Origin of the sequence: Phenylobacterium sp. (assembly GCF_016793285.1) — a bacterium.
Lineage (GTDB): Bacteria > Pseudomonadota > Alphaproteobacteria > Caulobacterales > Caulobacteraceae > Phenylobacterium.
This window is the reverse complement of sequence record NZ_JAEUMO010000095.1, coordinates 1-25,097: the sequence shown is the minus strand read 5'-3', so window position 1 is coordinate 25,097 and position 25,097 is coordinate 1. Positions and strand designations below refer to the sequence as shown.

The following is a 25,097-nucleotide window of genomic DNA, read 5'->3' as shown; positions in this document are numbered from 1 at the left end:
GGCGCGCCGACGTCAGGTTGTCTGGCGAAGCGACGCATGGTTTAGAACAGGTCCGCCGCTGGGGCGCAGCTAATTCTCCGGGCTATCCGATTTTCAGAGAATGCGCCTGATCGACCGCTATCTTCTGCGCCAGCTCACGGGGCCGGTGGTCCTGACCACCCTGGCCCTGACATCGGTCGCGCTGCTTTCGCAGAGCCTCGCCGGCCTCGACCTGATCGTGAACCAGCGCCAGAGCGCGCTGGTGTTCCTGAAGGTGACGCTGCTCTACATGCCGCAGCTCATCAACCTGATCCTTCCGATCGCGGTGTTCGTGGCTGCGCTGGTGGCGCTGAACCGGCTGCATACCGAGCAGGAGATCGTCGTCTGCTTCGCCGGCGGGATGAGCCGCTGGCGGGTGATCAGCCCGGCCATGCGGCTGGCGGCCACCGTCGCCTTCCTGGCGCTGCTGATGAACATCTTCATCCAGCCGGCGTCGTTCCGGACCCTTCGCCAGGAACTGTTCCAGGTGCGGACGGACCTCGCCGCCACCCTGGTCCGCGAGGGCGAGTTCACCGAGCCCACGCCCGGCCTCACCGTCTACGCCCAGAGCGTCGACGGGCAGGGCAACCTGCGCAACCTCTTCATCCACCAGGTGAAGCCGGACGGCGCCACCAGCACCTACACCGCCGAGCAGGGCCGCGTCGGCCGCGCCCAGGGGCGGCCCGTCCTGTTCATGAAGAACGGCTCGAACCAGGAGCTGTCGAGCCGCAGCGTGCTCAACTACCTGACGTTCGACGAGTACATCTTCGACCTGGAGCCGCTGGCCCGCTCGGACGAGCTCATCCACTACAAGCCCTCGGATCGCTACCTGCACGAGCTGTTCTTCCCCGATCTGCAGCAGGACTGGGAGCGGCGGAACCGCCTGGACCTGCTGGCCGAGGGCAACGCGCGGATCGCCTCGCCGCTCTACAACATCGCCTTCATGGCGCTGGCGCTGAACGCCATCATCGGCGGCGGCTTCTCGCGCCTGGGATACGGGCGGCGGATCGTGATGATGGGGGCCATCGCCGCCGCCGTGCGCCTGATCGGCTTCCAGGTGCAGGCGGCCTGCGAGGAGAACGCCTGGCTCAACGTGCTGCAGTACGCCGTGCCGATCGTGACCACCTGGGCCGCCCTGGCGCAGATCTTCCGCCAGAAGGTCAACCGCTACATCGACATCACCAAGACCTCGCTGCGCCTCACCGAGGCCCGCGCATGATCGGCCGGATCGAGCGCTACGTGCTGAGCTACATGCTGCTCGGGGTCACCGGCGCGCTGGCGATCATCTCCTCGGTGATCCTGCTGATCCAGTTCGTGGAACTGACCAGTCAGGTGGGCACCCGCGCGGACGTGGGCGCGGACCAGATCTTCGAGCTGACCCTGCTGCGCGTCCCTTCGATCATCCAGATCCTCCTGCCGTTCTGCTTCCTGTTCGGCGGCATCGGCGCGTTCGTGGCGCTGAACCGCCGCAGCGAGCTGGTGGCGATGCGCGCGGCGGGCGTGTCGGCCTGGCGGTTCATCCTGCCGTCGGCGGCCGGGGCGTTCGTGCTGGGGATCCTGGCCGTGGGCGGGTTGAACCCGCTGTCCGCGGCGCTGAACGCGCAGTTCGAGCTGCAGCGCGCGCGGCTGATGGAGAACTACCTGGGCGACCAGCCCAAGGACATCTGGCTGCGCCAGGGCGACGAGAAGACCCAGATCGTCATCCACGCCCGGGACCGCGACGTGAAGCGCGGCACGGTCACCCTGAAGGGCGTCTCGCTGTTCATCTACGAGAAGAACGAGCGCGGTCAGCCGGAATTCCGGCGCAGGCTCGAGGCGGGCGAGGCGACGCTGCAACCGGGCTACTGGCGGCTGAAGAACGTGCGCGAGGCGACGGCCGGCGATTCGTCGATCCGCTCCGACACGCTGTCCATCCGCTCGACGCTCGACGAGGAGGCGGCGATGGAGCGCCTGGCCTCGCCGGAGGCGATCGCCTTCTGGCGGCTGCCCAAGGCGATCCAACTGACCGAGCAGGCCGGCTTCTCGGCCAACGGCTACCGCCTGCGGTTCCAGCAGCTCCTGGCGACCCCCCTGCTCTTCGCCGCCATGTCGATCCTGGCCGCCGCCTTCTCGCTGCGCCTGGCCCGCCTGGGCGGCCTCGCGGGGCTGGCCGGGGCCGGCGTCGCCCTGGGCTTCGTGATGTTCTTCTTCAACCAGTTCGCGGGGGCGCTGGCCAAGGCCGACATCATCCCGCTGTTCGCCGCCGCCTGGGCCCCTGCGGTCGTCGCGCTGCTCGCAGGGGTGACCCTGCTTTGCTACACCGAAGACGGTTGAATCGTTTGGCCGCGGAGCTATGCATCGCAGGCCTGCAACAATGACGCCGCCGGGCGCCGCACTGGGGATCGAGAGGGTTGATGGTATCGCGTCGGCGTATGCCGCGATCGGCAGGCAAGCGCGCCCTCATGGCGGGCGCCGCCGTCGCCCTGCTCTGGGCCTGCGGCGCGCACGCCCAGGCCCCGCAGGCGCCGGCCAAGCCCAGCGCGGACGGGCTCCAGAAAGACGAAATGTACATGGAGGCCGACGAGGTCGTCCGTGAGGACGAGAAGGGCCTGACGACCGCCAACGGGAACATCGAAGTCCGCTACAACGGCCGCACGCTGCGCGCCGACAAGCTGGTCTACGACGACAAGAGCGGGATCATCCGCGGCTACGGCCACATCGTCATCGTGGAGACCGACGGGTCGACCGAGTACGCCGACGAGATCGTGCTGGACGACGAGATGAAGGCCGGCGTGGCGCTCGGCTTCTCGGCCCGGCTGCAGGAGAACGTGAAGATCGCCGCGGCCAGCGCCGCCAAGCGCAACGAGAACATCCAGGAGCTCAACAAGGCGATCTACACGCCCTGCGAGATCTGCGCGAAGGACGGCAGCCCGAAGACGCCGACCTGGTCGATCGCGGCCGAGCGGGTGGTTCGCGACAAGAAGCGGCGGATCGTCTACTACCGCAACGCGCGCTTCAAACTGTTCGGCGTCTCGACGATCTACCTGCCGGTGTTCTGGCACGCCGACCCGGACGCCGAGCGGACATCGGGCTTCCTGGTGCCCAAGGCGTCGGTTTCCGACCGCCGCGGCGTCTCCTACGAACAGCCGTACTACTGGGCGATCTCCCCGTCGGCCGACCTGATCGTCAGCCCGCAGATCAACTCGAAGATCGCGCCCTTCCTGAACGGCGAGGTCCGCAAGCGCTTCTACTCGGGCGATGTGGACGTCCGCTTCGGCTACACCCACGCCCGCGACTTCGACGGCAAGGGCAACGAGCTGCGCGGCACCTCGACCGACCGCAGCTACATTCTCGGCCGCGGCGCGTTCCAGATCGACGAGAAGTGGCTCTGGGGCTTCACCGCCGAGCGCGCCTCGGACGATCTGATCTTCGACAAGTACGAGGTCGGCAAGGTCTACATCAGCCGCGGCCCCTACATCGCCGACGACCGGCGGCTGATCAGCCAACTCTATTCCATCCGCCAGGACGAGCGCTCGTACTTCTCGGTCGCCGCCATGACGATCCAGGGTCTGCGCCCGGGCGCCATCGACCCGGTGACCGGCTTCGCGTCGGGCGAGAACGACCGCGTGTTCCCGGTGATCGGCCCGCTGATCGAGGGACACTACGAGCCGGCGCAGACGCTCGCGGGCGGCCGCCTGCGCGTCCACACCAGCGCCGTGGTGCTCAGCCGCGAGCAGTCGCAGACCGACCTGACCCAGCGCCTGCCGGGCCTCGACAGCGCCCGCGTGACCGGCGAGGTCGACTGGCGCCGCTCGTTCACCGCGGCCAACGGCATGCGTTTCTCGCCGTTCCTCACGGCGCGTGCCGACGCCTATCGTATCCAGGACATCCTGACGGGCGTCGGATCCAGCACCCGCAAGGACGAGATGACCCGGGGCCTCGCCACCGCCGGGATCGACTTCAGCTATCCCTTCTTCAAGCGCACCGGCGACGCGACGATCATCGTCGAGCCCGTGGCGCAGGTCGCCGCCTCGCCCAACGCCAGGCAGGTGGTGATCGGGCGCACCGCGGCGGGCGACCCGATCTACCTGAACGAGGATTCCGTCGCCTTCGAGTTCGACGAGACCACCCTCTTCCGTCCGAACAAGTTCCCCGGCTACGACCTCTACGAGGACGGGGTGCGGTTCAACCTCGCCGGCCGCGCCAGCGTGATGTGGGACGACGGGCGGCGCGCCAACTTCCTGGTCGGGCGCAGCTTCCGCACCGAGGCGAACGCGGTCTTCACCAACCGCTCGGGTCTGCGCACCAAGGCGTCGGACTGGATCGTCGCGGCCGACGCACAGCCGGTCCGCGGCCTCAGCGTCTTCGCCCGGGCGCGGCTGGACAACGACACCCTCGACATCCACCGCCTCGAAGCGGGCCTGAACGCGGCGAACAAGTACGGCTCGGGCTTCGTCCGCTATCTGACCGACGACTTCGACATCAACGGCACGAAGCGCGAGAACCTGGATCTCGGCGGCGAGGTCTATCTGGCGAAGAACTACGGCGTCAGCTTCTACGGCAACCGCGACCTGAAGCAGGATAGCTGGGTCATCCGCGACGTGGGCGTGTTCTATCGGGACGACTGCCTGCGGGTGGATGTGATCTATCGCCGCGAAGACACGATCATCGGCCGTCTGCTACCGAGTGAGTCGGTCTCCGTGCGCCTAACGCTCGCCACATTGGGCGGGTCATTCAATGGCAGGTAATATGGGGATCGTTGTGCGGTCCCACGAAGGAAGAGACTCTCGTCCATGATGCGTTATCTGACGGGCTCGACGGCGCGGAACACCGCGTTCGCCTGCGCGCTCGCCGTTCCCCTCGTCTTCCTGGGGGCCGCGGTTCCGGCCGGGGCGCAGCAGCCCGAGGGCCCCGTGGGCACGGCGCCCCCCGAGGGCACGCGCCTGCCGTCCGCGCCGCCGCCGACCGGGCTTTCCGAGTCGGTCGCCGCCGTGGTGAACGACGACATCATCTCGACCTACGACCTGGCGCAGCGCATGCGCCTGCTGATCGCCACCTCGGGGATCCAGCCCACCCAGGAGAACCTGCCCCAGTTCCAGCACGAGGCGCTGGTCTCGCTGGTCGACGAGCGGCTGCAGTTCCAGGAGCTGCGCCGTGTCGAGAAGGAGCAGAAGATCGACATCCTCGCCGACGAAGACGAGGTGAACGAAGAAATCGACGGCATGGCTCAGGGCAACAACATGAGCCGCCAGCAGTTCCTGGGCTACCTGACCTCGCGCGGCATCAACGCCGAGACCCTGAAGCAGCAGATCCGCGCCAACATCAGTTGGGGCCGCTGGATCCAGGGCCGCTACGGCTCGCGCCTGCGGGTCGGCGACGACCAGATCGCCGCCACCCAGGCCCTGATGAGCGCCCAGGCCTCCAAGCCGCAATACAACATCGCCGAGGTGCTGATCGACGCCAATCGCGTGGGCGGCATGCAGCAGGCGATGGCCGGCGCCCAGCAGCTCGTCTCCCAGATGCAGCAGGGCGCGCCCTTCCCGGCGGTGGCCCGGCAGTTCTCGTCGCTGCCGACGGCGGCGACGGGCGGCGACGCCGGCTGGGTCAGCCCCGGCGAGGTGCCCGCCGAGGTGGCCGGCGTGCTGGAACAGATGCGCCCCGGCCAGTTGTCGCAGCCGATCCAGGTGAAGGACGGCGTCTACATCCTCTACCTGAAGGAAAAGCGCGCCGGCGGGACCTCGACCCTGGTGAACCTGAAGCAGGCGGCCGTGCCGCTGGCCCAGGGTGCGAGCGCCGACGACGAGGCCGCGGCGCGGACCAAGCTCGTGGCCCTGAAGCCGCAGATCAAGGACTGCGCCACCCTCGAGGCCACGGCCGGCAAGGTTCCGGGCGTCGTGGCGGGCGACCTCGGCGAGGCCGAGGTCAGCGACCTCGCCCCGCAGTTCCGCGAGGCGGCCGAGAAGCTGCAGGTGGGCGAGATCTCCGACCCCATCCGCACCAGCGCGGGCCTGCACCTGGTGGCCGTCTGCGCGCGCCGCGCCGCCGGCGGCGGCCAGATGGACAAGGAGCAGATCGAGCGTCGCCTCCGCGGTCAGCAGCTCAGCATGATCGCGCGACGCTACATGCGCGACCTGCGCAACTCGGCGACCATCGAGCAGAAGTGACGCGGGCCTTGTGACCTTGGGGCCCCTCGCGCTCTCCCTCGGCGACCCGGCCGGCATCGGCCCCGAGATCGTCGTCAAGGCGTGGCGGGCCCTGAAGGACACGGGGCCGGCCTTCTTCGTGGTCGGCGACGCCGCGGCGATCGCCTCGGCGCCGACGTCGGCGGCGAGCCTGGTGCGGAAGATCTCCTCCCCCGAGGACGTGCGCGCGGACTTCGGCGGAGCCATCCCCGTCCTGGACCTGCCGCTGAAGGCGCCCGTCGTGGCGGGGCGGCCGTCGCCCGGCGCCGCCGGCAGCATCGTCCAGTGGATCGAGACGGCCGTGGGGCTGGCGCTCTCGCGGACGGTGGCCGGGGTCGTGACCGCCCCGATCGCCAAGGCGCCGCTCTACGAGGCGGGCTTCAGGTTTCCCGGTCATACCGAGTTCCTCGGCGAGCTGACCGCGGCGACCGCCTACGACGGGGCGCGCGGCCCGATCATGATGCTGACCGCGGCCGACCTGCGGGTGACGCTGGTCACGGTGCATGAGCCGCTGGCGAAGGTGGCGGGCAAGCTTTCCATCGAGGCGGTGGTCAACGCCGGCCTCGTGACCGCCCAGGCGCTGCGGCGCGATTTCGGCATCGCGCAGCCCAGGCTCGCGGTGGCGGGCCTGAACCCGCACGCGGGCGAGTCGGGCGCCATCGGCCGCGAAGAGGTTGAGATCGTGCAGCCGGCGATCCGGGCGCTGAAGAACCTCGGCGTCGACGCCAGGGGCCCCTACCCGTCCGACACGCTGTTCCCGCAGGAGGTGCGGGCGACCTACGACGCGGCGCTCTGCCTCTATCACGACCAGGCGCTGATCCCGGTGAAGATGCTCGACTTCTGGGGCGGCGTGAACGTGACGCTCGGCCTGCCCGTCGTGCGCACCTCGCCCGACCACGGCACCGCCTTCGACATCGCCGGCCGCGGCATCGCGCGCGCCGACAGCCTGATCGCGGCCATCCGGCTCGCGGACGAGATCGCCCGGCGCCGCGCGTGAGCCTGGAGGCCCTCCCCAGCCTGCGCGAGGCGCTGGAGGCGCACGGCCTCTGGGCGAAGAAGGCGTTCGGCCAGCACTTCCTGCTCGACCTCAACGTCACCCGCAAGATCGCCCGGCTGGCGGAGGTCGGCGAAGGCGACCATGTCATCGAGGTCGGACCGGGGCCCGGCGGCCTGACCCGCGCGCTGCTGGAGACCGGCGCGAAGGTCACCGCCGTCGAGAAGGACGAGCGGTTCCGGCCCCTCCTGCAGGAGGTGGCCGACGCCGCGCCGAACCTGACGCTGATGTTCGGCGACGCCCTGAAGGCCGACGAGGCGCAGATCGCCGCCGGCCGGCCGGCGCACCTCGTCTCGAACCTGCCCTACAACGTCGGCACGCCGCTCCTCATCAAGTGGCTGACGGGGCCGTGGACGCCGGCCTCGCTGACGCTGATGTTCCAGCGCGAGGTGGCGGACCGTATCACCGAGGGGCCCGGCGGGGCCGCCTACGGGCGGCTGGGCGTGATCGTGCAGGCGACCTGCGCGGCGCGGCGTGTGCTGGACGCCCCCGCCCGCGCCTTCACACCGCCGCCGAAGGTCGACTCCGCGGTCGTGCGACTGGAGCCCCGCGCCGACCGGCCCGCGCCGGAGCGCCTCGAGGCGCTCCAGCGCATCACCGCCGCCGCCTTCGGCCAGCGGCGCAAGATGCTGCGCTCCAGCCTGAAGCCGATGGGCGGCGAAGAGCTGATCGCCGCCGCCGGACTCGATCCTACGGCCCGCGCCGAGGTGATCTCCGTCGACGGCTTCCTCGCGCTCGCCGACGCGTGGCTTGCAGGCAGGTCCGCTTCCCAGGATCCGTACCCAATGCCGCTCAGCGGAGTGAAGGACTGAATGAAGGACGCTCGATGCTGACCCTTCTGGGCGTCGCCGCGGTGGTGGTCGGTTTCGCCGTGCGGCTGAACCCGCTGCTGGTGGTCGTGATCGCCGCGTTCGTCACGGGCCTCGCCGCCGGGATGACGCCGGTCGCGGTGCTGGAGGCGTTCGGCAAGGCGTTCAACGACAGCCGCCTCATCACGGTGGCCTACCTCGTCCTGCCGATGGTGGGCGTGGTCGAGCGGGCCGGCATCCAGGAACAGGCGCGCAAGCTGATGCTGCGCCTCAGGGGCGTCTCGGTGGGCCCGCTGCTGATCGTCTACCTGCTGTTCCGGCAAGGCACGTCGGCGCTGGGGCTGACCTCCATCGCCGGCCAGACCCAGAGCATCCGCCCGATCGTCGCGCCCATGGCCGAGGGCGCGGTCGAGAGCCACGGCGGGACGCTGGACGACGACGAGCGCCAGCGGGTGAAGGCCATGGCGGCGGCCACCGACAACGTGGGCCTGTTCTTCGGCGAGGACATCTTCGTCGCCATCGGCTCCATCCTGCTGATGGTGGGCTTCCTGGCCACGGCCGGGATCACCATCGACCCGATCCACCTGTCGCTGTGGGCGATCCCCACCGCGATCGTCGCCTTCTTGCTGCACGCGGCCCGGCTGCTGCTCTTCGACCGCGGCCGGCGGCGGAGGGCGGTCGCATGATCAGGATCGGCGTCGTCTACGTCCTGGCGGGGCTCGTCTTCGCCGCGTTCGCCGTGCTGAGCGCGATGGATCGGGCGAACGGCAAGCGCCTCGGCAACGCGGTGTTCTGGGGGCTGGTGGCGACCAGCTTCCTGGCCGGCGACGTGCTGGGCGACCTCGGCAACGGCGTGCTGGTCCTGGGCCTGGCGCTGATCGCCGGGTTCGGGCTTCTGGGACGCGGGCAACCGGCCACCACGTCGGCGGAGGAGCGCCAGGCCCTGGCCGAGCGGTTCGGCGGCAGGCTGTTCATTCCGGCGCTGGTGCTGCCGGTGGTGGTGATCTTCGGCGTCCTGGTGCTGAAGCCGATCGAACTCGCGGGCGGCCCGCTGCTCGATCCCAAGCAGGCGACGCTGATCTCGCTGGCGCTGGCGGCGGTCGTGGCCACCGTCACCGGCCTGATCCTGCTGCGCCAGCCGCCGATGAGCCCGCTGCAGGAAGGCCGCCGCCTGATGGACACGGTCGGCTGGGCGGCGCTGCTGCCGCAGATGCTGGCTGCGCTGGGGGCGGTGTTCGCGCTGGCCGGCGTCGGCGACCTGATCGGCCAACTCGTGACCGGCTACATCCCGATGGACGCGCGGCTGACCGCCGTGGCGGTCTACTGTCTCGGCATGGCGGGCTTCACGATCATCATGGGCAACGCCTTCGCCGCCTTCCCGGTGATGACCGCGGGCATCGGGCTGCCGATCCTGATGAAGCAGTTCGGCGGCGACCCGGCCGTGGTGGCCTCCATCGGCATGCTCTCGGGCTTCTGCGGAACGCTGATGACCCCGCTCGCGGCCAACTTCAACCTGGTGCCGGCGGCGCTGCTGGAGCTTCCCGACCGCTGTGCGGTGATCAAGGCGCAGATCCCGACGGCGCTGCCGCTGCTCGTGGCGAATGTGGTGCTGATGTATGTCCTCGCCTTCTGACCGGCTGACCCCGGAACTGGCCTCGCAGTTCGCCCGCATCGCGCTGGGCCACGTCGGCCGCGAGTATCCGAACAAGATGGACACGGTCCTGACCGGGCCGGCCGACGTGAAGAGCCCGCGCCAGCAGCACCCGATCTACTTCGGCAGCTTCGACTGGCATTCCTGCGTCCACGGCTACTGGACCCTGGCGACGGTGCTGCGGCTGTATCCGGAGATCCCCGAGGCCGGCGCGATCCGCGCCCTGTTCGACGCGAGCTTCACCGCGGCGAACGTGTCCGCCGAGACGGCCTACGCCGCCCGCCCCGCCTCGCGCGGCTTCGAGCGCCCCTACGGCTGGGCATGGCTGCTGAAGCTGCAGGCCGAGTTGCTGGCGCACGATGCGCCCTGGGCCGCCACGCACCAGCCGCTCGCCGACGTGTTCGCCCGGCGCTTCCGCGACTTCCTGCCCATCGCCGCCTACCCCATCCGCAGCGGCGTCCATTCCTCGACGGCCTTCGCCCTCGCGCTGGCCTCCGACTACGCGCGAGCGAGCGGCGACGACGCGCTGCTGAAGCTGTTCCACGACCGGGCGCTGAGCTGGCACGCGGAGGATCGCGACGCCCAGGCGTGGGAGCCGTCGCTGGACGACTTCCTGTCGGCCACGCTGATGACGGCCGAGTGCCTGCGCCGGCTGCTCCCCCCGCCCGAGTTCCGCAGGTGGCTCGCCGCCTACCTGCCGAGGCTCGCCGAGCGCCAGCCCGCCAGCCTGTTCACCCCCGCGCGGCCTACCGACCGCTCCGACGGCAAGATCGCCCACCTCGACGGCCTGAACCTCTCGCGCGCCTGGTGCTGGCGGGAGATCGCCGCCGAACTGGACTCGGACGATCCGGCGCGGCCGATCGTGCAGGACGCGGCCCGCGCGCACCTCGCCGCCGCCCTGCCCCACGTCGCCGGCGACTACATGGGCGAGCACTGGCTGGCGTCGTTCGCGCTGCTGGCGCTGCTGGCGGGATAGCCGTCACCTCCACGCTCATCCCCCCGTGCGCGAGGATGAGCGAGGCTGGGGTCGTATTCAGGCGACTTCCCTGGCTTTCTCGAGCGTGAAGTCGCCCGGGTTCGGCTCCAGGGTGGCCTTCCAGTAGTCGATCAGGCCGAAGGGCCAGTTCTGGCTGACGCGGCCGAACTGGTTCTTGTACCAGCTCGACACGTGCGGCGAGCCCCAGGCCCAGCCGGCGTTGGCCTCGTCGACCCGCTTGTTGAAGTCGTCGTAGACGGCCTGCTTCGGCTCCATCGTCGCCGAGCCGGTCTCGGCCAGCAGCTTCAGCGCGCCCACGATGTAGCGGACGGCGCACTCGGAGAAGAAGATGATCGAGCCGTTCACGACGATGTTCGTGTTCGGCCCGTAGATCGTGAAGAGGTTCGGAAAGCCCGGGTGGGTGATGCCCAGGTAGGCCTTCGCGTCGCCGCCCCAGGCCTCGTGCAGGTCCTGGCCGCCGCGGCCCTTGATCTTCAGGAACGAGAGGAAGTTCGAGGCCTGGAAGCCCGTGCCGTAGATCAGCACGTCGGCTTCATATTCCTGGCCGTCGGCCGTGACGACGCCTTTCGGCGTGATCCGCGCGACCTTCTCCGTGACCAGTTCGACATTGTCGCGCTTGAGCGCGGCCAGCCAGACGCCGTTGTCGAGCACCGCGCGCTTGCCGCCCACGGGATAGTCGGGGGTGACCTTCGGCAGGAGGTCGGGCCGCTCCGCGAGCTGGGCGGCGAAGCTGGCGACGGCCATGTCGCGCAGCCCCGCGTTCATTTCGCTGACCGCGCCGGGGCCGCCGTTCCACAGCGGGTCCGACTTGACCATCGGCAGGAAGCCCTCGGTGGTCATCCAGAACAGCCAGAAGCGATACCACTTGTCGTAGTAAGGCACGTGCTCGAGCGTCCACTTCATGCCCTCGGGCACGTCCTCGTGGTAGTGCGGCACGGGCAATCCCCAGGGCGGGTTGCGCTGGAAGACGGTGAGCTTCGCGACGTCCGGCGCGATTTCGGGCACGAACTGGTAGGCCGAGGCGCCGGTGCCGATCACGACGACGCGCTTGCCTTTCAGGTCGACGTCGTGGCGCCATTCGGCCGAATGGAAGGCCGGGCCCTCGAAGCTGCCCATGCCCTCGATGTCGGGGAAACGCGGCCGGTTGAGCTGGCCCACGGCCGTCACGACGGCGTTCGCCTCGACCACTTCGGTCTTGCCGTCCTTGCCCCTCAGCGTGGCGCGCCAGACGCTCCTGGCCTCGTCCCACGCCACGGTCTCGACCAGCGTCTCGAAGCGGATGTGCTTCTTCAGGTCGTACTTCCTGGCGATGCCGCGGAAGTACTCCAGCAGGACCGGCTGGGGCGAGAAGTGCTGCGGCCAGGCGTGGTTGGGCTCGAACGAGTAGCTGTACATGTGGTTCGAGTTGTCGACCCGGCAGCCCGGGTAGGTGTTCTCGAACCAGGTGCCGCCGACGTCGGCGTTCTTGTCGACGATCTCGAAGGGAACGCCGGCCTGGGCCAGGCGGATGCCGGTCAGCAGACCCGACATGCCGGCGCCGACGACCAGCACCTTCAGCCGACGCGCCGCGTCCTGCAGCTTCGGCGTCTCGAAGTGCGGGTCCTTGGAGCTGCGGCCCTTCAGCACCAGCTCGTCGACGAGGAAGTCGACGTACTGCTCGGGGATCTCCGCGCCGGCGACGAAGTCCATCTGCCTGCGGATGGTCTCGGTGGGCGGCGCCGGCTGGGCCAGCGGCTGGCCGGCGAGATGGGCGTGGATCGCCTCGGCGGCGCGCCGGCGGATCTTCGCCTGCTCGTCCTCCGGGATGCCGGTGTCGCCGCGGGAGAGCGGGTTGTAGACCGGCGTCCACTCCGGCCTCAGCCAGTCGGCGTCGCCCGTCATCTGGACCATGGCGCACATCAGCGCCGGGAGGTGGGCGTCCTTCAGGATCTCTTCGATCTGCGCGACGGTCTCCGGCATACGCTCCTGCCCTAACTTATCGTTGTTCCGTTATCCGCGGAGAATGCCCCCCGCGGCGGGGGAGCGGAAGTCCTCACGTGACGTCAGGCCTGCGCGGCGCGGATGCGGGCCATGAGTCCGGCGGCGGGCGCCAGGCCGGATGCGGCGGCGTTCTCGCGCAGATGTTCGGCTCGTGTGGCGCCGAAGACCGCGGCGCTGACCTGCGGATCGGCGAGGACGTAGGCCAGCGCGGCCTGCGAGCCGGTCATGTCGGGCAGTTCGTGCAGGAAGCGGAAGCGGCGTCCGCGGGCGAGTTCGCCGCGATGGTTCGCGAGCGCCCGGGCGGCGTACCAGAGGTCCCGCGGCCCCTTCAGCCGCGCAAGCAGCGGGCGCGTGTGGCCCATGGCGAGCGGCATGCCGGCCAGGACGCCCTTCCCGGCCGCCGCGGCGCGCGCGATCAGCGGCTCGCGCTCGGGCCGCAGGACGTTGTAGTCGACCATGACGACGTCGATGGCCGAGAGGCCGAGGGCCTGGTCGATGACGGCGGGGTCGAAACTGTTCAGGCCGACGGCGCGGGCGAGGCCCCGCGCCTTCAGGCTCTCCAGCGCCGCCAGCATGTCGTCGTTCAGCTCGGCGGCGGACGGACCATGCAGTTGCAGGAGGCCCAGGCTCTCGAGGCCGAGATTGCGCAGGCTGCGCTCGGCGCTGGCGACGACGGCGGCCGGGGTCATGTCGCGGCCGATGCGGCCGCCGCCGGCGTGGAAGGTGCCGGCCTTGGTCGCGACGACAAGGTCCGACGCGTCGCGGCCCTTCAGCGCCCGCCCCAGGCGCGGTTCCGCCTCGCCGGCGGAGTAGCTGGCGCCGGTGTCGAACAGGGTGATCCCGAGGTCGATGGCCTCGTGGACGAGCCCCAGCGCCGCGCGCTCCTCGAACCGCGGCTTGCCCCACCAGCTCGCGCAGCCGAAGCCGAGTTCGGAGACCTCGAGGCCCGTGCGGCCGAGCGGGCGCCGGCGCATCAGCGCGCGCCGAAGGCGCGGACGATGGCCGGGACCACGACCGTTTTCCAGGCCTCGCTCGTCGGCATGACCGGGTCGAAGTGCCCCGCGCCCTCGATCTCGATCGCCTCGGCCCTGTCGCCCGCGGCGCGGACCTGCGCCGCGTAGGCCCGGCCGGTGTCGGGCGGCATCACATGGTCGAACTCGCCGTGGATCATGGTCACGGGCACGCCGGTCGGCAGCAGCGCGGCGGGCGAGGTCTCGCCGTAGGTCCTGGGCGGCGCGACCCGGACCAGTGTCGGCCCGCAGGCCCCCGAGAAGACCCCGGCGTGCGTGTAGAGGTCGCCGATGCCGCCCAGGCTGACGACGCCTTCGATCGGCAGCGGATCGGCGCGCCACAGCGGGCTGGTCCTGGGCAGCTTCGCCCGCGACGCCGCCCACAGCGCCAGGTGCCCGCCCGCCGAGTGACCGACCGCCACGACGCGGCTCGGATCGAGGCCGTAGGTCGCCGCCTCGGTCCGGATGCGATCGACCGCGGTGGCGACGTCCTCGAACGTCCCGGGGTAGCCGGCGCCCGCCTCGCCCAGCCTGCGGTATTCGACATTCCAGACGGCGTAGCCGCGAGCGGCGAGGTCGGCGGCAAGGCCGCTGGTCTGCTTCAGCCCCTCGTACTCGGCCAGGAAGCAGCCGCCGTGGATCAGGACGACGACCGGGAACGGCCCTTGGCCCTTCGGCCGGAAAAGCTCGACCACCTGGGCCTGCGCCGCTCCATAGGGGATGCGCGCGTCGGGCGGCGCCTGCGCCTGTGCCATGTACGCCTGGACCGTCGCCGGCCCGGCGCCCGCCGGCCCCGAGACCATCGCGGTCATGGCGGCCAGGACCGCGGCCCACCGGCGGCGCCTCTCGGACGGATCACGCGTCGTCTCCGGCTTCATCCGCGCCACATCGGCCCATTCGCGGGCCGCGGGCAAGTCACCCCTCGCCCTTGCCGCCCTTGGCCGGCGCGCGCACGACCACGCCGCGGCGGGCCAGCGCCTCGCGCACCAGCACCTCCATCTGCGCGTTGACGCTGCGCAGTTCCGAGGCGGCCAGCCGCTCGACCGCGGTGAGCACCTCGGGCGCCGCCCGGAACAGGAAGGCGCGCTTTCCCGGCGAAGCCACGCGACCCTAGCCGTAGAGCGTGCCGGTGTTCACGACGGGCTGGGCCTCACGGTCGGCGCACAGCACCACCAGGAGGTTCGAGACCATGGCGGCCTTGCGCTCCTCGTCCAGGGTGACCACCTCGCGCTCGCCGAGCTGCTCCAGGGCCTGCTCGACCATGCTGACGGCGCCGATCACGATCTTCTGGCGCGCCGCGATGCTGGCCTCCGCCTGCTGGCGCCGCAGCATCGCGCCGGCGATCTCGGGCGCGTAGGCCAGGTGCATCAGGTGGGCCTCGTCCACGACGATCCCGGCCACCGCGACGCGGTTCGACAGGTCTGCCTTCAGCTTCTCGCCCACGATCTCGGCGTCGTCGCGCAGGGTGTGCTCGCCGTCCTCGGCATGGTCGTAGGCGTACTGGCGCGCCACCTCGCGCAGGCCCGTCTCGATCTGGATGTTCACGAAGGCCGCGTACTCGTCCACGTCGAACAGCGCCTGCGCCGAATCGCCCACGCGCCAGACCACGTTGGCGGCGATCTCGATCGGATTGCCGCGCCGGTCGTTCACCTTCAGCGTTTCCGAGGTGACGTTGCGGACCCGCAGGCTGATCTTCTTGCGGCCGTACCAGAACAGCACCCAGCGCAGGCCGGGCCGCCGGTCGGTGCCCTTGTAGTCGCCGAAGAGGGTGATCGCGACGCCCTGGTTCGGCTGCACGGTATAGAGGCCCGTGAGCAGCAGCAGCACGGTCGCCAGCGACAGCACCGAGCCCAGGATCAGCGCGCCCTGGTGGATCCTGAAGCCCAGTCCGAGCCCGTAGAACGCCAGCCCGCCGAGGAAGAGAAACACGAGCAGCGGCAGGACGCCGTTCACGCCGCCGCCGGAACGCTCCTGCGTCCGGTTGATCGTGCGCTCGCTCATAGGTCGATCTCCTTGACCACGTGGCCCGACCCGATGGCCTTGGCCCGGATGCTCAGAACCTTGTGCGCGCGCTGGCGGCGCAGCAGCACGTGATGCGCATGCGTCCCCCACGAGGGATCACGCGCCGAGGTGAACCCGATCACCTCCCAGCCCTGGGCCACCAGGGCGCTCAGCGGCTTGTCGTCGGCGTCTCTCATCCAGCCCTCCGCGTCTCGCTATCAAAGTGATATCACTTTTCGCGAGCTTGGCAATGCGGCGGAACTGGCCTGGGTTACGGAGATTGGTGGGCGGCGAGGGGCTCGAACCCCCGACCCCCTCGGTGTAAACGAGGTGCTCTGACCAACTGAGCTAGCCGCCCATCGCGGCGGTTCTAGTCCATCCTGCGGTCGCGCCGCTAGGCCCGCCGCCTCAGGCCGTCGCCGGCTGGGGGGCGGGCTGGGCGTTCAGGACGCGGCGGAACAGCGGGCCGATGGCGAAGATCACGAGGCCCGCGACGGCGACGATGGCGCCATGCATCAGCCAGAAGTTCACCGAGCCCATGCTTTCCAGCTTGGTGCCCAGCCAGCCGGCCGTCGCGTTCCCGGCGAAGAGGAACAGGTAGTAGATGCCGATCACCGAGCCCGCGATCGCCCGCGGCGCGGCCCGCGCGAACAGGGCCAGGCTGACCGGCAGCACGTTGGCGAAGCCGATGTCGTTCAGCAGGTGGAACGCCAGCAGCCACCAGACCGAGACCTTGCCGCCCTCGGGCGTGAGCATCGCGCCGAGCCCGAGGCAGGCGACGCCGGCCGCGCCGAACAGGCAGCCGATGGCGATCTTGCCGAACTCGTCGGGCTCCTTGAACCGCTTGGCCCAGACCCGCCAGAACACCACCATGCCGGCGAGGCAGCCGACCGACACGAAGGCGTCGGCCGAGACCAGGTCCTCGGCCAGGAACGTCACGCCGAACATCTGCAGGTCGACGCTCTTCTCGGCCCACACCAGGTAGGTGACGAAGATCTGCTGGTTGCCCAGGACCGAGGCGGCGAGCAGCGGCACCATCAGGGCCAGCAGGAACACGCGTTCCCAGTCGCTGCGCACCATCGCCGGGCGATCGACCTTCATCTCGCCGCGCTTGCGCAGCGGCGGGTCGGACGGGAAGAGGCGGCGGCCCGACAGGTAGATGACGATCGAGATCAGCATCCCGACCCCGGCGGCCCCGAAGCCCCAGTGCCAGCCGACGCCGTGGGCCAGGCGCGCCACGACGAGCGGCGCCACGATCACCCCGGCGTTGATCGCCAGGTAGAAGATCTGGAAGGCGTCGGCCCGGCGCGTGTCGCCCTCGGGATAGAGGCCGCCGACCTGGCTGGCGATGTTGCCCTTGAAGCAGCCCGAGCCCAGCATCAGGCAGAGCAGCGCCAGCAGGAACGGCTGCTCGAAGGCCATCAGGAAGTGTCCGGTGGCCATCAGCAGCGCGCCGAGGATGACTGTGGGCGTCCGGCCCAGCAGCCAGTCCGCCAGCAGGCCGCCCAAGAGCGGCGTCAGGTAGACGCAGGCGCCGTAGAGCCCGGCGATGGCCACCGCCAGCGCCTGCGGCGTCAGCGCCCCGCCGCGTTCGAGGATCCCCTGCAGGACCGGCAGGCCGACGACGTTCTCGACATGGCCGGGCAACAGCAACTGATTGACCATGTAGAGGGCCAGCAGCGTGTTCATGCCGTAGTACGAGAACCGCTCCCAGGCCTCGGTGAAGGCGAGGTAGCCCAGCGCCTTCGGATGCCCCAGGAAGGCGGTATCGCCGTCTCTGACGGTCGCTGCGGTCATAGGAATCTCCAAACCCCGCGGGACCTTAGAAGGAAAAACCTGGCTTGAGGAAGGCCGCGACCAGAACCGACGCCCCGATCAGGGCGAAGACGACGGCTGCGCCGATCCGGACGTAGCGCAGCGGCACGACCCTGGTGGCCGCTTCCCCCAGCAGCACGGCCGGGACGTTGGCCAGCATCATCCCGAAGGTGGTGCCGGCGGTGACGAGGAGAAGCTCGTGGAAGCGCGCCGCCAGCAGGGTGGTGGCGATCTGGGTCTTGTCGCCGATCTCCACGAGGAAGAACGCCACCAGCGTGGTCAGGAACACGCCGCCGGCGCTGGCGGCGGCCGCGCCCTCGTCCTCCTTGTCCGGGATCAGCGCCCAGGCGGCCATGACGATGAAGCCGAGGCCCACGACGGCCTGGAACAGCGGGCCGGTCAGCCACTGCGCGATGAGCACGCCGAGGCCGGCGGCCAGGCCGTGGTTGGCCAGCGTGGCGGCGAGGATGCCCAGGATGATCGGGACCGGCCGGCGAAACCGCGCCGCCAGCATGATGGCCAGGAGCTGGGTCTTGTCGCCGATTTCGGCGATGGCGACGAGGCCGGCGGAGACGAGGAAGGCTTCCAAGGTGACACCCGTTCGGGACGCGGCAGAGACGACGACGACGCAGGCCCTCCGCCGCGCCCGCAGGCTAAGGAGGCCGCATCGCCGGTCTCGCCGATCCGGACCCGAAAGGTCCGCCGCCCGCGCCATGCATCCGAGGATGCAAGTCTGTTGACGCGGGCTCCGCTGTCGTGCGGACGGCTACTCCCCGAAGACCGCCCTGCCCTAGCCCGCCACGGCCCCGCGACGCAAATGAAAAGGGCGGCCGTCGCGTACGGCCGCCCTTTCATCTTTTCTCGATGAAGCGCGTCAGTTGTTCAGCGTGCTCTTCAGCGCATCGCCCACCTTGAAGCGGCAGGTCTGGCTGGCGGGGCGTTTCACCTTCTCGCCAGTGCGGGGATTTCGGGCGGTGCCGGCCGCCCGCTGAACCGGCACGAAGCTGCCGAAGCCCACCAGCCGGACTTCGTCGCCGGCCTTCAGGGTTGTCGACACGGAAGCGATGAATGCGTCCAGCGCTTCCTTGGCCTGCGCCTTGTTGAGACCGGCACGGTCGGCCATAGCCGATACGAGTTCGGCTTTCGTCATGTGTGTTTTCTCCCAGCCCACTCTTTTTTTGGCGTGGGGAATCTGGGCCGCGTCCCCCTACGCCTTGTTCGAATTAGGCCCGAGTGAGCGTGGCCGTCAAACGGATGCGGCGCAGGATCTCTCCTGCGCCGCCCGCCTGATACAGAATTTGATCGGCTCCGCCGAAACCCCGGGCGGATACCTCTCCTTCGAAGTCAGCGTTTCCGGCGAACCGGTATGCTGTTCGCCGCAGCGCGCTAGTGGATGCCCACCTGATCGGACGCGTCGTCTTCGACGGGCGCCACGGCGACGGGCTCCACTTCCTTCCATTCGATCGGAACCGGCTGGCGCGTGAGCGCCCGGGCCAGCACCTCGTCCATCGTGCTGACGGGGATGATCTCCATGCCCGACTTCACGTTCTCCGGGATGTCGGCGAGGTCCTTCTCGTTCTCCTCGGGGATCAGAACGGTCTTCACGCCCGAGCGCAGGGCCGCCAGGAGCTTTTCCTTCAGGCCGCCGATGGCGGTGACCCGCCCGCGCAGGGTGACCTCGCCGGTCATGGCGATGTCGGCCCGGATCGGGATGCCGGTCAGCACCGAGACGATGGCGGTGGCCATCGCGGCGCCGGCCGACGGGCCGTCCTTCGGGGTCGCGCCGTCGGGCACGTGGATGTGAACGTCGGTGCGCTCGAACATCGGCGGCTCGATGCCGAACTTGGTGGCCCGGCTGCGGACGTAGCTGTTCGCCGCCGAGATCGACTCCTTCATCACGTCCTTCAGGTTGCCCGTGATGGACATGCGCCCCTTGCCGGGCATCTTCACCGCTTCGATCGTCAGGATGTCGCCGCCGAAGTCGGTGTAGGCCAGGCCCGTGATGATGCCGACGGCGTCTTCCTTGTCGGTCTCACCGTAGCGGTACTTCTTGACGCCGGCGTACTTCTCGAGCCGCGCCTCGTCGACCGTGATCGAGATGAGCTTCTCGCGCATCAGGTCACGGACGGTCTTGCGCGCCAGGTTGCCCAGCTCGCGCTCGAGGTTCCGGACCCCGGCCTCCCGCGTGTAGTAGCGGATCAGGCTGCGGATCGACTCCTCGGGCACCACGAACTCCTCCGGCTTCAGGCCGTGGTCCTTGGTGAGCTTCGGCAGGATGTGCCGGATGGCGATCTGAACCTTCTCGTCCTCGGTGTAGCCGGGGATGCGGATGATCTCCATGCGGTCCAGCAGGGGCTGGGGCATGTTGAGCGAGTTCGCGGTGGTCACGAACATCACCGGCGACAGGTCGTAGTCGACTTCCAGGTAGTGGTCGCCGAACGTCGAGTTCTGCGCCGGATCCAGCACCTCGAGCAGCGCCGAGCTCGGGTCGCCGCGCCAGTCCGCGCCCATCTTGTCGATCTCGTCGAGCAGGAAGAACGCGTTGGTGGTCTTCGCCTTCTTCATCGACTGGATGACCTTGCCGGGCATCGAGCCGATGTAGGTGCGGCGGTGGCCCCGGATCTCGGCCTCGTCGCGCACGCCGCCCAGGGAGACCCGGACGAACTCGCGGCTGGTGGCCTTGGCGATCGACTTGCCCAGCGAGGTCTTGCCGACGCCGGGCGGGCCGACGAGGCACAGGATCGGGCCCTTGAGCGTGCCCACGCGGCTCTGCACCGCCAGGTACTCCAGGATCCGCTCCTTCACCTTCTCGAGGCCGTAGTGGTCCTCGTTCAGGATGTCCTCGGCCTTCTGCAGGTCGATGGGCTTCTGCTTGGCCTTGCCCCACGGGATCGAGAGCAGCCAGTCGAGGTAGTTCCGCACGACCGTGCTCTCGGCCGACATCGGGCTCATGTTGCGCAGCTTCTTCAGCTCCGCCTCGGCCTTGGTGCGGGCTTCCTTGGAGAGCTTGGTCTTCTTGATGCGCTTCTCGAGCTCGATCAGCTCGTCGCGATGGTCGTCCTGTTCGCCCAGCTCGCGCTGGATCGCCTTCATCTGTTCGTTCAGGTAGTACTCGCGCTGGGTCTTCTCCATCTGCCGCTTCACGCGGTTGCGGATCTTCTTCTCGGTCTGCATGACCGAGATCTCGCCCTCCATCAGGGCGTAGACCTTCTCCAGGCGCTTCACGACGTTGAAGACCTCCAGAAGCTGCTGCTTCTCGGCGATCTTGACGCTGAGGTGGCCGGCGATGCGGTCGGCCAGTTCCGAGGGGTTGTCGATCTGCGGGATCGCGGCCAGCGCCTCGGGCGGGACCTTCTTGTTCAGTTTGACGTAGTTCTCGAACTGCTCGACGACCGCGCGCGACAGGGCCTCGGCTTCGGGGGACCCGACGCCGTCTTCCTGGACCATCGCGATCTCGGCTTCGTAGTAGTCTTCGCGGCCGGTGAAGCGGGTGATGCCCGCGCGCGCCTTGCCCTCGACCAGCACCTTCACGGTGCCGTCGGGAAGCTTCAGGAGCTGCAGGATGGTGGCCACGACGCCGACGTCGTAGATGGCGCCCGGCGACGGATCGTCGTCGTCCTTGTCCTTCTGCGTCGCCAGCAGGATTTGCTTGCCTTCACCGCGCATCGCCTCTTCGAGCGCGCGCACGGACTTCTCCCGGCCCACGAAGAGCGGCACCGGTTGATGCGGGAAGACCACGATGTCCCGCAAAGGCAGAATCGGCAGGATCTTGATCTCTGACATGATGCTCTAACTCCTGGCGGACCCCATCAGTGGCAGCCTCGCCTGTCGGATCGCGGTCACTCAAACGATGCGCTTGAGTCGGACGACCCGTCCGCCGGACCCCGGCGGCGTTGTCGATGATTTATGTGGACGGTTTCCAACGCCTTTCAAGCGCCGCAAGACCCGTGCGCGACACTGCGTCCTATCGCCTCTGATGATCCAGCTTGAGCGGGAGGACGCCGGGATCGCGCGCAACGCCATGCCCCGGACACGGCCGTCTAGATAGGAACAACGTCCGTTCGTCTCAAGTCTGTCGACGCGGCCACGACGCGCCTTAGCCTGGGGCCGCCGAAACGATCCGGAGACTTGGCCGATGCGCCGCCTTCTCATCCCCCTCGCCGTCGCGGCCGTGGCGGCCGGCTGCGCCCGGTCCGAGCCCCCGGCGAAGTCTGCAGACGCCGCCGCCGCCCCGGCCGCGGCGACGCTCCCGGACGCGGCGGGCAATCCGGCGCGCGCCGCCGACGTCGCCAAGGACGTCCAGCGCAAGGGCCCGGAACTGGTGGCCTTCGCCGAGGTGAAGCCGGGCCAGAAGGTGGTCGATCTGATCCCGGGCGCGGGCTACTTCACGCGGCTGTTCAGCCTGACCGTGGGTCCCGAGGGCAAGGTCTACGCGCTGTGGCCCGACGAGTACGACAAGGTCTCGCAGCCCGACTCGCAGGTGATGCGCAAGATGGCCGCTGCGCCGCCGTTCACCAACGTCACGGTCCTGACCCAGCCGGCGAAGGCGTTCGCAGCCCCCGAGGCCGTGGACCTCGTCTTCACCTCGCAGAACTACCACGACTATCCCGACCCCTTCATGGGCAAGGTCGACCCGGCCGTGCTGAACGCGGCGGTGTTCAAGGCCCTGAAGCCGGGCGGCCTCTTCGTGATCGTCGACCACGCCGGGCGGCCGGGCACGGGCATGACGGAGACCGACACCCTGCACCGGATCGACGTGGCGACCGTGAAGCAGCAGGTCACCGCCGCCGGTTTCGTGCTGGAGGGCGAGAGCGACCTCCTGGCCAACCCGGCCGATCCGCGCACGTCCGACGTCTTCGACAAGACGATCCGCGGCAGGACCGACCAGTTCGTCCTGAAGTTCCGGAAGCCGAAGTAGCTCCACCCACATCGCTCATCCCCGCGCATGCGCGGGGATGAGCGGAGGGAGGATATCGTTCACCCCTTCGGGCGATCGCCCTTCCAGTTGAGCTCTATGGTCACGCCGGCGGGTTCGCGGACGAAGATCTGCTTCACGGTCGTCCCGGGCGTGTCGACCGCGCGGAACTTCATGCCCGACGTCCGCACGCGGACCAGCGCCTCGTCGTAGTCGGCGATGTCGAAGGCGAAATGGTCCAGCGAGGACCCGGCGCTCTCGGCGGCGGGCGTCTCGACCTCCACCAGATGCACCACGTCCTTGCCGCCGGCGTAGAGCCATGCGCCCGGGAACGGGAACGGCGGACGCCAGCCCTCGACCAGGCCCAGCACGTCGATCAGGAACGCCTTGGTCCCCGCGAGGTCGGCGGTGCGGATGTTGATGTGGTCGAGGCCGGTGATCAGCGCCATGCAGCCAATGTGGGCCGTCCGGCGCGATCCCGCCAGCGGTTCAGCTACGGCCCTCGGCGCGGGCGACCTTGGCCCTGGCTTCGGCCAGCATCGCGTCCAGCGCCGCGCGGTCGAAGTAGCGGCCGCGCAGGACGACGCCGCGGACCGTGCGGGTGGCCGAGATGTCCTGCACCGGGTTGCGGTCGAGGATCAGGATGTCGGCCGCCTTGCCCGCGGCCACGGCGCCGTAGCGGTCGGAGACGCCGAAGTACTTCGGGCCGGCCAGGGTGGCGGCCTGGAGCGTCTGGAGCGGCGTCAGCCCATGCGCCACGAAGATGGCCATCTCGTCGTGCAGGCCGATTCCGGGATAGTTGAACGAATTCAGGAATCCGGCGTCGGTTCCTGCGATGATCGTCATGCCGGCGTCGCGCAGCAGCGGAAGCAGGTCGGCGGCCTTCTCGTAGGTCCGGTGGCGGCGCGCGATGGCCGCGGCGTCGTCCTTGGCGGCGCGTTCGACGCGCCATTCGTAGGTCTTCTTCAGGCCGGGGCCGATGTAGGCCAGGTAGGCGTCGTGCCTGTGGTCGTCCTGGTCGAGGTAGGCGGTCGCCTTGGAGCCGTTGAGCGTGGGCGTGATCATCGTGCCCTTGGCCGCGAAGCCGCGGTAGGCGGCCCTGGCGACGGCGGGGTCGAAGGCGGCGAGCGTGCGGGCCGTGGCCTCGGCGGGCGCGATCCGCCCGGCGGCGACGTCGGCGGCCAGCGCCGCCTCCTGCGGCGAGCCGGGGCGCAGCGCATAGCTCATGTGCTCGATCGAGGTGAGGCCCGCTTCGCTCGCCTGCTCCACGGTGACGGCGGCCGGAATGTGGGCCGAGGTGCGCAGGCCGCGCTTCGTCGCCTGGCGCACGGCATAGAGGAAGAGCTCGGGCTTCAGCGTGTTGTCGGTGATCTTCACGAAATCGACCTTCAGGCCCTGCAGCCTGTCGAGGGCGGCGTCGACCTCGGCCTCGGTCCCGACCTCCAGCACGCCCTTCCAGATCGGCTTGTAGCCCTCCAGCTTCGGTCCCGAGGTGTAGAGCGTCGGCCCCGGCAGCGCGCCGGAGCGGATCTCGTCGCGCCAGGCCAGGACGTCGTCGGCCAGATCCCCCGCGCAGTCGCGGATGCTGGTGATGCCGTGGGCCAGGTAGAGCGGCAGGAGGTCCCGGTTCTCCTGGATCAGCTCGGGGCCGCCGCCGAAGTGGACGTGCATGTCCCAGAGGCCCGGCATCACGAAGCGGCCCGTGGCGTCGACGGTCTGGCGCGCGGCGAAGGCCTTGGCCCCGCTGTCGGGGCCGACGGAGACGATGTCGCCGCCGCGGATGGCGACCACCTGTTCGCGGGCGATCTTGCCGGTATGGACGTCGATGACGCTGGCGTGGCGGATCAGGAGGTCGACCGGCTGGGCCGCGGGCGCCGGGGCGGTCCAGGCAAGCGCGGCGGCCGCGGAGACGACGGGCAGGATGCGGCGCATGGGAACTCCTCGGGCGAAGGTCCGTGTTAGCGCCGCCTCAGCTCCCGCGCACGAAAAAGGCCCCGCAATCGCTTGCGGGGCCTCATCGATTCGATGTCGCCGTGGGGCTCAGGCCGCGCCGCCCTTGTCGCGGCGCTCGGCGTAGATGATCAGCGGCTGCGCACGGCCTTCGATCACTTCCTGGTTCACGACGACCTCTTCGACGCCGTCGTAGGTCGGCAGCTCGTACATGGTGTCGAGCAGCACGCCCTCGAGGATCGAGCGCAGCCCGCGCGCGCCGGTCTTGCGCTGGATGGCTTTGCGGGCCACCGCCATCAGCGCGTCGTCGGTGAAGGTGAGGCCCACGTTCTCCATCTCGAACAGGCGGGCGTACTGCTTCACGAAGGCGTTCTTGGGCTCGGTGAGGATCTTCACCAGGGCCTTTTCGTCCAGGTCGTCCAGCGTCGCGATCACCGGCAGGCGGCCGATGAATTCCGGAATCAGGCCGAAGCGGAGCAGGTCGTCCGGCTCCACCTGGCGGAAGATCTCGCCCGTGCGGCGCTCGTCCGGATCGGCCACCTTGGCGCCGAAGCCGACGCTGGTGCCCTGGCCGCGCGCCGAGATGATCTTCTCCAGGCCCGCGAAGGCGCCGCCGCAGATGAACAGGATGTTGGTCGTGTCGACCTGCAGGAACTCCTGCTGCGGATGCTTGCGCCCGCCCTGCGGCGGCACGGAGGCGACGGTGCCCTCCATGATCTTCAGCAGCGCCTGCTGC

General features: G+C 69.6%; 23 protein-coding genes, 1 tRNA gene and 1 riboswitch. Of the genes, 10 read left to right on the top strand and 14 right to left on the bottom strand.

The window, feature by feature from the left end; all coding sequences use genetic code 11:
- Window positions 1–100: 100 nt before the first annotated feature.
- The 9 genes from lptF to JNL41_RS09870 all read left to right on the top strand — a co-directional run bounded on the left by lptF (window position 101) and on the right by JNL41_RS09870 (window position 10,669).
- Entirely contained in the window at window positions 101–1,237 is a 1,137-nt protein-coding gene (gene lptF, locus JNL41_RS09910) for an LPS export ABC transporter permease LptF (protein ID WP_293474481.1), read from the top strand.
- Complete coding sequence (gene lptG / locus JNL41_RS09905; protein WP_293474480.1) at window positions 1,234–2,331, top strand: LPS export ABC transporter permease LptG; 1,098 nt, start codon at window positions 1,234–1,236, stop codon at window positions 2,329–2,331. Before lptF ends, lptG begins: the two co-directional genes overlap by 4 nt.
- Window positions 2,332–2,459: 128 nt before the next feature.
- The gene (locus JNL41_RS09900; RefSeq protein WP_293474478.1) at window positions 2,460–4,745 is read left to right on the top strand and encodes an LPS-assembly protein LptD; all 2,286 of its coding nucleotides are present in this window, start codon (window positions 2,460–2,462) and stop codon (window positions 4,743–4,745) included.
- A 45-nt stretch (window positions 4,746–4,790) separates the two neighbouring features.
- Window positions 4,791–6,161 (top strand): peptidylprolyl isomerase, encoded by a 1,371-nt coding sequence (locus JNL41_RS09895; protein ID WP_293474476.1) that lies wholly within the window; start codon window positions 4,791–4,793, stop codon window positions 6,159–6,161.
- Between the two features lie 10 nt (window positions 6,162–6,171).
- Entirely contained in the window at window positions 6,172–7,176 is a 1,005-nt protein-coding gene (gene pdxA / locus JNL41_RS09890) for a 4-hydroxythreonine-4-phosphate dehydrogenase PdxA (RefSeq protein WP_293474474.1), read from the top strand.
- Window positions 7,173–8,045, top strand: coding sequence for a 16S rRNA (adenine(1518)-N(6)/adenine(1519)-N(6))-dimethyltransferase RsmA (gene rsmA / locus JNL41_RS09885; RefSeq protein ID WP_293474472.1), 873 nt, complete (start codon window positions 7,173–7,175; stop codon window positions 8,043–8,045). Before pdxA ends, rsmA begins: the two co-directional genes overlap by 4 nt.
- A gap of 14 nt (window positions 8,046–8,059) precedes the next feature.
- Window positions 8,060–8,728, top strand: coding sequence for a DUF969 domain-containing protein (locus JNL41_RS09880; protein ID WP_293474470.1), 669 nt, complete (start codon window positions 8,060–8,062; stop codon window positions 8,726–8,728).
- Window positions 8,725–9,675, top strand: a complete 951-nt coding sequence (locus JNL41_RS09875) for a DUF979 domain-containing protein (protein WP_293474468.1) — start codon at window positions 8,725–8,727, stop codon at window positions 9,673–9,675. The genes JNL41_RS09880 and JNL41_RS09875 overlap by 4 nt, the downstream gene beginning before the upstream one ends.
- The gene (locus JNL41_RS09870; RefSeq protein WP_293474466.1) at window positions 9,659–10,669 is read left to right on the top strand and encodes a DUF2891 domain-containing protein; all 1,011 of its coding nucleotides are present in this window, start codon (window positions 9,659–9,661) and stop codon (window positions 10,667–10,669) included. The genes JNL41_RS09875 and JNL41_RS09870 overlap by 17 nt, the downstream gene beginning before the upstream one ends.
- Before the next feature lie 57 nt (window positions 10,670–10,726).
- Here JNL41_RS09870 and JNL41_RS09865 read toward each other — a convergent pair whose 3' ends face one another.
- The 11 genes from JNL41_RS09865 to lon all read right to left on the bottom strand — a co-directional run bounded on the left by JNL41_RS09865 (window position 10,727) and on the right by lon (window position 21,279).
- Complete coding sequence (locus JNL41_RS09865) at window positions 10,727–12,649, bottom strand: NAD(P)/FAD-dependent oxidoreductase (RefSeq protein WP_293474464.1); 1,923 nt, start codon at window positions 12,647–12,649, stop codon at window positions 10,727–10,729.
- A gap of 83 nt (window positions 12,650–12,732) precedes the next feature.
- A complete protein-coding gene (locus JNL41_RS09860; RefSeq protein ID WP_293474462.1) occupies window positions 12,733–13,644 on the bottom strand; it encodes an aldo/keto reductase in 912 nt (303 codons plus the stop codon).
- Entirely contained in the window at window positions 13,644–14,594 is a 951-nt protein-coding gene (locus tag JNL41_RS09855) for an alpha/beta hydrolase (protein ID WP_293474460.1), read from the bottom strand. Before JNL41_RS09855 ends, JNL41_RS09860 begins: the two co-directional genes overlap by 1 nt.
- A gap of 1 nt (window position 14,595) precedes the next feature.
- A complete protein-coding gene (locus JNL41_RS09850) occupies window positions 14,596–14,784 on the bottom strand; it encodes a hypothetical protein (RefSeq protein ID WP_293474458.1) in 189 nt (62 codons plus the stop codon).
- Between the two features lie 6 nt (window positions 14,785–14,790).
- Window positions 14,791–15,681, bottom strand: a complete 891-nt coding sequence (locus tag JNL41_RS09845) for an SPFH domain-containing protein (protein WP_293474456.1) — start codon at window positions 15,679–15,681, stop codon at window positions 14,791–14,793.
- Window positions 15,678–15,878 carry a hypothetical protein gene (locus JNL41_RS09840; RefSeq protein WP_293474454.1) on the bottom strand — a complete coding sequence of 67 codons (201 nt, stop codon included), beginning with the start codon at window positions 15,876–15,878 and terminating at the stop codon, window positions 15,678–15,680. Before JNL41_RS09840 ends, JNL41_RS09845 begins: the two co-directional genes overlap by 4 nt.
- An 84-nt stretch (window positions 15,879–15,962) precedes the next feature.
- Window positions 15,963–16,039: transfer RNA gene (locus JNL41_RS09835), tRNA-Val, on the bottom strand.
- A gap of 50 nt (window positions 16,040–16,089) precedes the next feature.
- On the bottom strand, window positions 16,090–17,478 hold the full coding sequence (locus JNL41_RS09830; protein ID WP_293474452.1) for a peptide MFS transporter: 1,389 nt from the start codon (window positions 17,476–17,478) through the stop codon (window positions 16,090–16,092).
- Window positions 17,479–17,503: 25 nt separating this feature from the next.
- Entirely contained in the window at window positions 17,504–18,085 is a 582-nt protein-coding gene (locus tag JNL41_RS09825) for a TMEM165/GDT1 family protein (RefSeq protein ID WP_293474450.1), read from the bottom strand.
- A gap of 93 nt (window positions 18,086–18,178) precedes the next feature.
- A riboswitch (yybP-ykoY riboswitch) is annotated at window positions 18,179–18,284 on the bottom strand.
- An 86-nt stretch (window positions 18,285–18,370) separates the two neighbouring features.
- Window positions 18,371–18,646, bottom strand: a complete 276-nt coding sequence (locus tag JNL41_RS09820) for an HU family DNA-binding protein (RefSeq protein ID WP_293474448.1) — start codon at window positions 18,644–18,646, stop codon at window positions 18,371–18,373.
- 236 nt (window positions 18,647–18,882) lie between these two features.
- Entirely contained in the window at window positions 18,883–21,279 is a 2,397-nt protein-coding gene (gene lon, locus JNL41_RS09815; protein ID WP_293474446.1) for an endopeptidase La, read from the bottom strand.
- Window positions 21,280–21,631: 352 nt separating this feature from the next.
- On the opposite strand from lon, the gene JNL41_RS09810 reads away from it, so the two are divergent.
- Window positions 21,632–22,414: a methyltransferase gene (locus tag JNL41_RS09810; RefSeq protein ID WP_293474444.1), complete on the top strand. Its 783-nt coding sequence runs from the start codon at window positions 21,632–21,634 to the stop codon at window positions 22,412–22,414.
- Window positions 22,415–22,473: 59 nt separating this feature from the next.
- Here JNL41_RS09810 and JNL41_RS09805 read toward each other — a convergent pair whose 3' ends face one another.
- From JNL41_RS09805 to JNL41_RS09795, 3 genes are all read right to left on the bottom strand, one after another.
- Window positions 22,474–22,860 (bottom strand): VOC family protein, encoded by a 387-nt coding sequence (locus tag JNL41_RS09805; RefSeq protein ID WP_293474442.1) that lies wholly within the window; start codon window positions 22,858–22,860, stop codon window positions 22,474–22,476.
- Window positions 22,861–22,900: 40 nt separating this feature from the next.
- Window positions 22,901–24,343 carry an amidohydrolase family protein gene (locus JNL41_RS09800; RefSeq protein ID WP_293474440.1) on the bottom strand — a complete coding sequence of 481 codons (1,443 nt, stop codon included), beginning with the start codon at window positions 24,341–24,343 and terminating at the stop codon, window positions 22,901–22,903.
- A gap of 108 nt (window positions 24,344–24,451) precedes the next feature.
- A partial coding sequence (locus JNL41_RS09795; RefSeq protein ID WP_293474438.1) for an AAA family ATPase occupies window positions 24,452–25,097 on the bottom strand: 646 nt, incomplete at its 5' end.